Below are 8,672 nucleotides of genomic sequence, written 5' to 3' on the forward strand. Positions count from 1 at the left end.
GGCAGCATCATTTTCAGCAGTGCAGCTTTACGTTCTTCTGAGTAGAAAGGCATGACCATACTCTTGCCGCCCCCGGAATACTTTTTAAAAAGCGGGGGACACGACAACTACCCTGACACCGGGGGGTTGTCGTCATATAAATCCTCATCTCTGTAGTCAGCCGCTTCACGACGATGCCGAAGTGCTGCCTGCGCGACCTACCGCTTCGGGTTGATAGCCATCGGCCGTGGATGACCGCTTTCGAACCATAGTAGCCGGCCGGCACCGGTAGCAACCGGTAGGCGGTTATACTAAGGCTCTTTTGTAAACCACCACGGATTGGAATGTTGACTACCCCCACCGACAAAATCGACCAGACGGAAGAAGAGCTAACCAGCTGTATCCATGACCTGTTTCTGAACAAGGAGTACGTCGAGTGGCGGAGGGCGCTGAGAGCGTTTTCAACCGGCGAGTGGCATCTACTAACGGCGAGCTTGGCGAAAAAGCATGTGCCCACTGAGGCATTTCTGGAATTCGGTCAGGAAATTTACCCGAATTTGGTATTTAGCTATATCGAAGCACCGGACCACGCCGAGTCGCAGATGCTAATGGTGCAATTTACGGTGCCTGGCAGTATGTGGCACTGCCTGGTGTGGCATTGCCCTGAACGCAATTGACAACCGAATGGCGAAATAGAGCCAGAATTTCAATGCGCTAATCGTCCGCAATTGGCCGATTGCTGCATGTCGCGAGGGGCAACAAACGATCCAAAGCTGACATTGCCTGTAGCTGAAGTTGATCGGCCATGAGTCAGTATCGCAGTCATGGAATTGAGATGGCCTTCGGGCTGATTGCTTTCTCGGTTTACAGCCTCCCTGAACCCTCCCGGCGCAAGATAAATATGCAAATCCCCGGAGTGTCGAGAGCCTGGTGCAAAGCCGAAATGACATGGTGTCCGCAGCCCGCTCAAACCCGACTGAACTGTGAAGCCCTCACGGGGACTGAACTTAACACCCCTTGAAGGAGCCAGCCCCATGAACAGCGATCAACTCAATCAACACGACGCCGAGCGTCTTCACCAGCGAGTAGCGGCCGAACTGGGCATTACTGCCAAAGAGCTGACCACTTGGATGATCAACGACATCGAACGCGTGACCGAGGGCGGTAAGGACGTCGGGCACATGGTGGTATTCCGTGAGTCGACCCCTGCGCAGGTTCTCGACAAGGTTCAGCACAAGCAAAGTCATTTCACGGCCATGGCTGGCGTGATCGATCTGAGCTAAGTGCAGCGGGCTTTGATGTTCAAAGCCCGCAGACTCAATAGCCTGCCCCCGTACCTGCGCCTGTCACGATCGCAATCCCGGAACTGGTGCCCAGGCGTGTTGCGCCGGCTTCGATCATTGCTCTGGCCGTGGCCACGTCACGTACTCCGCCAGACGCCTTGACGCCGATATCGGGGCCGACCACGCGGCGCATCAGTGCCACATCCTCAAGCGTCGCGCCACTGCGGCTGAAGCCGGTCGAGGTCTTGACGAATGCCACGCCCAGTTCGCGGCAGATCTCGCAGGCGCGGACCTTCTGCGCCTCATCGAGCAGGCAGGTTTCCAGGATCACCTTGAGAGGCACCTTGCCACAGGCCTGTAGCACCGCGGCGATATCATCGCGGACCTCATCGAACAGGCCGTCCTTGAGCCAGCCGATGTTCAGCACCATGTCGATTTCCTGCGCTCCAGCGGCGATCGTCAGGGCTGCTTCTGACGCTTTGCTGGCACTCAGCCCGGCGCCCAGCGGAAAGCCCACCACCGCGCAGACCTTTACGGCAGACCCGGCCAGTAGTCGAGCGGCAAAAGGCACCTGGCTGGAGTTCACGCACACCGAGTAGAAGCCGTGTTCCCGGGCTTCGGCGCAAAGTGTGGCAATCTGCTCTCGGCTGGCATCCGCGGCCAGCAAGGTGTGGTCGATGGCCTGGGCCAGTGCAGCGGGTTCGAGTGAATTCATCAAAGGATTCCTGTCATCATTAAAAATACTTGGGTGGATACCCGTAAGTTATAAAATTAACACTTGGTGTTACTCTAGCGACACTAACAACGGATTGCCGGGATGCCCGTGGACGTCAAGAAAACCGACCGCATCAAACAGATTCAACAGGCCCTCCAGGATCAGAAAGCCATCCATCTGCGGGAGATGGCGGCGCTGCTCGAGGTGTCCGAAATGACCTTGCGTCGCGACCTCAGCCGGCACCCCGGGCAGTTAAGGCTGCTGGGCGGCTACATCACCCGCGCCCACGATGATCCTGAACCGGGGGATTACCGGGTCAGCGAGCAGGGCACCCGCCATGTCGAGGAGAAGCGCCGCATCGGCAAGCTGGCCGCTGCTTTCATCAGTCCTGGCGACACGGTTTTTTTTGACTGTGGCACGACGATCCCTTTCGTGGTCGACTTCATCCCCGACGAGCTGGAGTTCACCGCGGTTTGCAACTCGCTCAACGTGCTGCTCAAGCTGCAGCAGAAACCCAACTGCAGCATTGTCCTGTGCGGCGGTGTATTCCACCGCAAGAACCAGGTGTTCGAGAGCCACGCCGAAACCAGCATTCTCGATGGTGTGCGCCTGACCTGGGCCTTTGTCTCGGCGGCCGGGGTCAGCCTGGATTGCGGCGTCACCTGCTTCAATTTTCACGAGGTGGAGGTCAAGCAGAAGGTCATGCGCCAGGCCCGGCAAAGCCTGCTGCTGGCCGATCACTCCAAATTCGACGCCGTTCGCACTGCGCACTTCGGTGCCTTGAGCGACTTCCATTGCGTGGTCAGCGATAAGAAAATCCCGCGTAGCTACCGCGAGGCCATCGAGGCGGGTGGGGCGCAGCTTGTAATCTAGAGGCATCACGGTAGCAGCGCCCGGCGTTCGGCTGCGTTCAGGTAACCGGTGGTCACGCTGAACTCGGCGCTGGCACCGGGCGCAAGGCTGCGCACGTTGCCTTTGGCGAGTTCAGCGCGGTAGCCCTCCGGTTCGCAGGTGGCGGGCAGGACGAAGGCCGCCACCTGCTGATCGGTGTTATGCAGGATCCAGCGCGCGGCATGTTCAAATTGCCGGGGGCTGTAGCGGGTGTAGAACGCTGCGCCGTCGGGATGATCAAGGAAGAAGTGCGCCTGTCCCTGAGCGTCGCTGCGCACATCGTCGAAGAAGCAGACGATCTCCGGGTCATACAACGCAGGCGAGTCGAGCACCCTGAGGCGAGCCGGGTCCTGGCTGAGTTCGGCGATATAGGCGCTCCAGGCCGGCGTCGGCCGCACATGGGCCGGCACGCTGGCGCGCACCCGTGTGCGCTCGCAGCCCAGCGGCTGGGTGAGGCGGGCGTCGTCGACGTACGCGTAGTTCATGTGCGCCATGTACATCAGGTCCATGGCCTTGCCGGCCAGATTGACCACCTGCATGCCGATCTCGAACAGCCCGCTGGCCGGGCGTAGGGTCACGCTCGGGCTGGCCCGGTAATGGTCGCCGAAGCCTTGCACGTATTCACAGGTGCCGCCGAGGCGCAGATAAGCGCCGTGCTCGTCTTCGCCTGTTTGCAGCCAGGCATCGTCCATCGGTGCGCAGGGCATTTCGCCGTGCAGCGCATGATCATCTTCGGGCCCCGGGCAACCGTTGCGCAACAGGCCGCTGTGAAACATGAAGCAGCCGTAAGTGCCGATCACGCTGGCACTGGGCCGCGGCTGGGTGAACATATTGAGCATGGTCAAATCAACGCCGTCGAATTCGGCTGACCAGATCATTTGCCCTTGCCAGGGCAGGATTACCAGCTTGCCGCGGCTGTTTTCCAGTGACAGCGCCTTGACGCCGCTGGGGTAGGTCCAGGCACGCACGCTGAAATTCGCTGATTCGAGCAGCAGCCGGCTGGCCTGGTCCCAGAGCTGTGGGTAGAGCGGCAGGCGCAACGTTTCGCTACTCATTGCGCCACCGCCGTGGCCGAGCCACCCAGTACCGGTTGCGGCTGACGCATGCAGTGCACTGCGTACATCACGATGACCACGAAGCACAGCAGCGGCACGCTATAGGCAATCTGCATGTTGCCGCCATTGGCATCGCTGAGCAGGCCCTGGAAGATCGGCATCACGCCACCGCCGACGATGCTCATCACCAGCAACGAGCCGCCGACACCGGTGTCCTCGCCGAGCCCGTCGATGGTCAGGCCATAGATGGTCGGCCAGCAAGGCCCGAGAAACACACTGACCCCCACGGCGGCATACACCGCGGTGATGTTCGGCACCAGAATGGTGTAGGCCAGCAGCACGATGCACAGCACGCCATACACCGCGAGGACTTTGGCCGGGTGCATTTTGCGCATCAGCAGGTTGGCAATCATCTTGCCGATAAAATAGGCGGCAAAGGTGGTCAGCAGGAACCACGAGGCACTGCGCTCGTTCATGCCGCCCATTTGCATGGCCAGGCGAATAGTGAAGCTCCACACCCCGACCTGCGCGCCGACGTAGAGGAACTGCGCCAGTACACCGAAGCAGAAGCGCGGATTGCGTCGCAGACGGCCAAGGCTCTGGCCGATACTCGCCCGCGGTTCGCTGACGGTGCCGTTGCCCTTGCACGCGGGGAAGCGGGAGATGGCGATCAGAATGAACATCAATATGAGTACCGCGATCATCCATTTGTACGGCAGCAGGGTCGACTGGATCATCTGCAATTGCTGCGCCGCAGCCTCACTGGCGCTCATCTGGGCCAGCTGTTCGCTGGTGGCGTCGGTATCCTTGAACATCACGAAGCTGCCGACGTACACCCCGGTCATGGCACCGAATGGGTGGAAGGTCTGCGAGATGTTCAGGCGCCGTGTGCCGGTTTCCCGCGGCCCCATTAGCGTCGAATAGGTGTTGCACGCGGTCTCGAGAAACGACAGACCGGCGGCGATGACGAACAGCGCCATCAGGAACATGCCGTACTTGGCGGTCGACGCCGCCGGAAAGAACAGGGCGCAGCCAAACAGGTACAGCATCAGGCCGATGAGGATGGTGGTCTTGTAGCTGAAGCGGCGCACCACCAGTGCCGCCGGAATGGCGACGAAAAAGTAGCCCAGGTAGAACGCCGACTGGACGAAAGCGGTCTGGAAATCGCTGAGCATGAAGGCTTTCTTGAAGTGCGCGATCAGCACGTCGTTCATGCTCGCGGCCGCCGCCCAAAGGGCGAAGATACTGCAGAGCAGGAGGAAGGCGAACCACGGCGTGCGGTTCAGGTAGAACCCGTCCGGGGTTTGTTGCAGCGCAGGCTTATTCATTATTGTTCTCCGCGAGATGCTGGTGAGTGTCAGTTGGCCGATGCATCGAGGAATCGCGCAAACGTGGACGCATCGGGGTAAGAAGATTGCGTGCCAAGGCCGGTGACCGAGCAGGCGGAGTAGGCCACCGCCTGCTGCATGGCCTGGCGAATATTGCCGTCCTGGCTCCAGTGTCGGGCGAAACAGCCAATGAAGGCGTCACCGGCACCGGTGGTGTCACGCGCCTGAACCTTGACCCCTGGCACCTGCCACTCGCCTTCGGCGCCGACGTACAGCGCCCCTTGTTCGCCCAGGGTGACGATGACGTGGCGTACGCCCAGCGCGACCAATTGGCGTGCAGCCTGAGCCGCTTCCTCGGCGCACGTCACCGGCTGGCCGCTGATCAGTGCCAGCTCGCTTTCGTTGGGGATCAGGAAATCCAGCTGCGCCAGGTGCTCGCGGCTCAGGCCGGCCAAGGCCGGGGCGGGGTTGAGCAGCACCGGGATGGCATGCCGGTGAGCGAAGGCGATGGCGTGGTAAACGGTCGCCAGCTCGACTTCCAGTTGCAGCACAATCAAAGCGCAATCGCGCAGCTGCGCCTCGGCGCGGTCGATATCGGCCGGGCTCAGGTGGGCATTGGCGCCTTTGACGATGAGGATGCTGTTGTGGGAGTTCTCCTGGACGAAGATCGGCGCCACGCCGCTCGACACGCCCGGCACCCGTTCGACAAAGCGCGTATCAATGCCCAACCGTTGAAAATTGGCCAGGGTGGTATCGGCAAAAGCATCGTCGCCGACCTTGCTGAGCATCAATACGTCGGCACCCAGCAGCGCCGCGGCCGCGGCCTGATTGGCGCCCTTGCCGCCGCAGCCCATGGCAAAGCGCGGTGCTTCGAGCGTTTCACCCTGGGCGGGCATGCGTTCGATGTAAGTGATCAGGTCGACCATGTTGCTGCCGATGACTGCAATCTTGCTCATTGTTATTTTGACCTCACCAGCGCCGACGGAAGCATCGGCGGCCTTTATTTTTGTTATTTAAATAACATTTTATGTGAGGATTCAATCTTTATTTTTTGATATGAGCGTGCGCTATCAAAACGCCTGCAGGGCGTTTGGGTGGCCGTTCCGGATCGGAGAAAGGGGGTGTTCCGCGTGTGAGGCCTGCTGCTAAGCAATCGATCCCACGACCATTTTTTCAGGCGCAGAAACCACTAAACCCCTGAAATTCTTAAACGAATTCAGGGGTTTTGTGTGTTTCAAATATGACGGTGAAGGAGGGATTCGAACCTGCCCGATATAGACCTCGGAAGGAAAAGGGTGTCTAAATTAGTGCAATCTTGGATGGTTTAGTCGGTTGCACCTGACCGCTTTTTAAGTCGTCAACAATTTCTTGGACACATCTGACCGACAGCTTTTGGTCGACTCTTTTGAACATGTCGTTTTTCTTCGAAATCGTCAGTAGGCTGGCCAGGAAACTTTGGCGGTGCACGTCACGTGTTCATATCACTGCTTTTCGCGCAAATACAGCGCGGAGAAACATCCTGCCGGCGAACCGATCATTGATCCGACCACCCAGCGACCACGCACGTTCTGTCCGATACGTTATCGGCTGCCCAAGCAGCTGCCAGTATTGATCCTTGGTCTGATTTACCGAAGTGCAAAGTGAGTCAGACCAAGGCGCTACGAAATTGGGCATACACCCTGCAAATCAACGATCCATCGGGGCCGTAGTACGTCATCTTCGAGATCCGCAAAGCGTTGCAGCCAGGACGGCAGAAACAGGATCTGACAATCAGAAAAGCTTGTGGACGCGATTTCTGACGGCAATCTAGTACTTTTCAGAAAAAACCTAGGAAAAACCGGAGAGGCGACAAATATTCTGACACCGGGACGCGTGTGCTGCCTGACCTTGTGGCATGAGGCTATTAGCCCATTTGTGCTATTGATCGTATTGGGTTTCAGTACTCAAATGTGCCATAGAGAAGCGCATCTCTAAATCAAAAATCATGTAGCTAACTTAGGGTCGCTGTTTGCCTGGTCACGGTTTAGGGCCGCGGCAGTGTACCTTGAGTGCCAACAATAAAGCGTTAAAGTCGGTAGGGTATTGTGACGTTCATGCAGCCTTTACAGGCTCGCATTACCTGCTAAAACTATGGAGCATTTATGAAAGACAATATGAAGAAAGTGCGTTCGCGAAATATTGGAATCGCCTTGGCGCTCGCATTGGGCGTTGCATTCAGCGGCACTGCAAGTGCGTTTACATTTGAACACGGGTGGAGTTGCCAGAATAAATGGTATCAAATGGGACTTATTGAACTGATTTCGTGCAGCGGTGGCGGCGAAGGTTGAGTTTTTTACGATACACGCTATATGCGGTAAAAATAACATGTGCTTCAAGCCTGTACATGCCTGTGAAGATGCGGTCACACGGTCGCATCTTCACGCCGCATCATCGTGTCGATGATGCTGGAAGACGGCGAGCAAATTGGACGGTTCAAGGTGCGAGGCCTGATGCGGGAACTGGAGTTGGTCAGCGAACAGCCTGAATCACACGCCTACAAACCAGCGACGGTTGAGCGGTCTTATATTCCGAACATCTTGAGTCGAGAGTTTGATGAGCCGGTGCCGAATCGGGTCTGGTGACATCACCTACATCTGGGCTCAAGGGAAGTGGCTGTCGTTGTGGATCTCTTAATATTAGAAATAATTGCCGAGTAGTCATTTTCTGGAGATATCAAGTCGTAACCGATTAAAAAAACGCCCATCGAACTCTCCTTGGGAGGCTAAATGCCACCGGCTGGAGAGCCGTAGCCTACGTCCTTGGCATTGCCACCCTTAATTTCTGCTCTGTCCCAACAGATTTCCGGGGTCGTCCTTACGTAACGCTGCAAGGTGGAGTCAATCAATTCATGGAACCCCAGTTTTCATTTGAAGATGCAAAAGACCCTACTATAGCTCAGTTGCAAAAGGGTGGTCGCATAACTCTGGCCTGCACCGGCAGGGGCGACATTGCCAAGACGCCTATTTCTGAAGACTGCCAGTTCGTACGCTGAACAATCTGAATCTGAATCGGGATCGGAAGCACCGCACTATCATTAAGCTGTGCTCGACTGCCCCCCCCCCCCCCGTGCGCTCTGTTTAGCAGCGCTGAAGCTGACCCGACCCCAACGATATTTCCAGTCAGCGCAGTCAATCGCCGTCGAATGTAGCGCGAGCATGCAGCATGGGAATTGGAAAACAGGGAAAACGACCTCCCTGTTCCGTCAGCGCGGGAATCTTAGTATCATGCTAGCCCTTGCGAAAACCTTAAAAGGAATTAAGGAAGGTCTGAAATAGGCATCGATTTTTTACACCCTCATGGCCTCAGGTTCAAAAAAGCTCGCCTGGTCAGATAATCAGACTTTTCCCGCTTTTAACTCATCGATTTCCCTTAAAATAGCGCC

General features: G+C 57.4%; 8 protein-coding genes and 1 pseudogene. 5 read left to right on the forward strand and 4 right to left on the reverse strand.

Features of this window, described 5'->3' with window-relative positions; all coding sequences use genetic code 11:
* The first annotated feature begins 323 nt into the window (after positions 1–323).
* On the forward strand, positions 324–656 hold the full coding sequence (locus tag RGM3321_RS00395) for a hypothetical protein (protein ID WP_044317586.1): 333 nt from the start codon (positions 324–326) through the stop codon (positions 654–656).
* A gap of 357 nt (positions 657–1,013) precedes the next feature.
* Positions 1,014–1,262 (forward strand): hypothetical protein, encoded by a 249-nt coding sequence (locus tag RGM3321_RS00405; RefSeq protein ID WP_244391078.1) that lies wholly within the window; start codon positions 1,014–1,016, stop codon positions 1,260–1,262.
* Positions 1,263–1,296: 34 nt separating this feature from the next.
* Here the strand turns inward: RGM3321_RS00405 and deoC are convergent, their stop codons facing one another.
* Complete coding sequence (gene deoC, locus RGM3321_RS00410) at positions 1,297–1,977, reverse strand: deoxyribose-phosphate aldolase (RefSeq protein WP_244391080.1); 681 nt, start codon at positions 1,975–1,977, stop codon at positions 1,297–1,299.
* A gap of 102 nt (positions 1,978–2,079) precedes the next feature.
* Between deoC and deoR the strand changes: the two genes are divergently transcribed.
* Positions 2,080–2,850: a DNA-binding transcriptional repressor DeoR gene (gene deoR / locus RGM3321_RS00415; RefSeq protein WP_004664542.1), complete on the forward strand. Its 771-nt coding sequence runs from the start codon at positions 2,080–2,082 to the stop codon at positions 2,848–2,850.
* 5 nt (positions 2,851–2,855) lie between these two features.
* Here the strand turns inward: deoR and RGM3321_RS00420 are convergent, their stop codons facing one another.
* Genes RGM3321_RS00420 through rbsK form a run of 3 tightly spaced genes read right to left on the reverse strand, consistent with a single transcriptional unit; the run spans position 2,856 to position 6,207 of the window.
* Positions 2,856–3,923: an aldose 1-epimerase family protein gene (locus RGM3321_RS00420; RefSeq protein ID WP_244391082.1), complete on the reverse strand. Its 1,068-nt coding sequence runs from the start codon at positions 3,921–3,923 to the stop codon at positions 2,856–2,858.
* A complete protein-coding gene (gene fucP / locus RGM3321_RS00425; protein WP_244391084.1) occupies positions 3,920–5,251 on the reverse strand; it encodes an L-fucose:H+ symporter permease in 1,332 nt (443 codons plus the stop codon). Before fucP ends, RGM3321_RS00420 begins: the two co-directional genes overlap by 4 nt.
* A 29-nt stretch (positions 5,252–5,280) precedes the next feature.
* The gene (gene rbsK / locus RGM3321_RS00430; protein ID WP_244391086.1) at positions 5,281–6,207 is read right to left on the reverse strand and encodes a ribokinase; all 927 of its coding nucleotides are present in this window, start codon (positions 6,205–6,207) and stop codon (positions 5,281–5,283) included.
* A gap of 1,185 nt (positions 6,208–7,392) precedes the next feature.
* On the opposite strand from rbsK, the gene RGM3321_RS00435 reads away from it, so the two are divergent.
* Positions 7,393–7,578 carry a hypothetical protein gene (locus RGM3321_RS00435; protein ID WP_244391088.1) on the forward strand — a complete coding sequence of 62 codons (186 nt, stop codon included), beginning with the start codon at positions 7,393–7,395 and terminating at the stop codon, positions 7,576–7,578.
* Between the two features lie 96 nt (positions 7,579–7,674).
* Positions 7,675–7,903, forward strand: a pseudogene (locus RGM3321_RS00440) (IS3 family transposase); the annotation flags it as partial.
* Between the last annotated feature and the right edge of the window lie 769 nt (positions 7,904–8,672).

The sequence above is a fragment of the Pseudomonas sp. RGM 3321 genome (assembly GCF_022836805.1).
In the GTDB taxonomy this organism is placed as follows: domain Bacteria; phylum Pseudomonadota; class Gammaproteobacteria; order Pseudomonadales; family Pseudomonadaceae; genus Aquipseudomonas.